1 protein-coding gene is annotated in these 708 nt (G+C 67.7%); it reads right to left on the reverse strand.

The features are described from left to right. Positions 1-708 (reverse strand): cytochrome c-type biogenesis CcmF C-terminal domain-containing protein (locus K0335_RS22135; RefSeq protein WP_307774224.1); only part of this gene is annotated, 708 nt, incomplete at both ends.

Consider the following 708-nt stretch of genomic DNA (forward strand, 5'->3'; position numbering starts at 1 on the left):
CGGGTCCGCCAGGCACAGCAGCCCGCCCAGCGCCATCAGCAGCCCCCCGGCCCATATCCAGCGGACAAACGGTTTGTAGTACAGGCGCACGGCCCACGCGCCGTTGTCCAGCTCCTCCCCGAGCGCGGCGTACAGGTCGCGGGTCAGCCCGCCGTCAATCGCCGCCTCGGTCATCACCATCCGGCTGGTGTTGTAGAGCCGTTTCTCCGCGTGCAGCACCGCCTCCGGCTCGCCGTGGCGCGTCACCCCGATGAGGGCCACCCCGCCGCGGTAGTTGGGCCCGGTGATGTCCCGCACCTCCCGGAAGGTGAAGCGGTAGTCGTGAATGGTCACGCTGTCGCCCGCCCGCATCCGCACGTCACGCTCCACGCTGTAATTCTGGCTGAAGGCGATACCGGTAATCGTCACCGCCAGCCCGAGGTGCGCCGCCACCATTCCCCAGTAGCTGAGAGAGGTTTTCGTGCCGCGGGACACGCGCTGTACGGCTTCGGCCACCGCCAGCACCGCAATCCAGCAGGCCATCGCCATCCCCACCGCCGTCATGGCGATGATTCTATCTTCCAGCAGCCATGGCAAAAGTACCGACAGCACCAGGGTGGAGACCAGGGCGGTGAGCAGCAGTTTCCTGATGTTACGCGGCCGGTCCCGGCCCCAGCGCACCAGTGGCCCCACCCCCAGCAGCAGGGCAAAGGGGACCATCAGCCAGGT

The organism is Escherichia sp. GZ89 (assembly GCF_019366485.1).
In the GTDB taxonomy this organism is placed as follows: domain Bacteria; phylum Pseudomonadota; class Gammaproteobacteria; order Enterobacterales; family Enterobacteriaceae; genus Escherichia; species Escherichia fergusonii.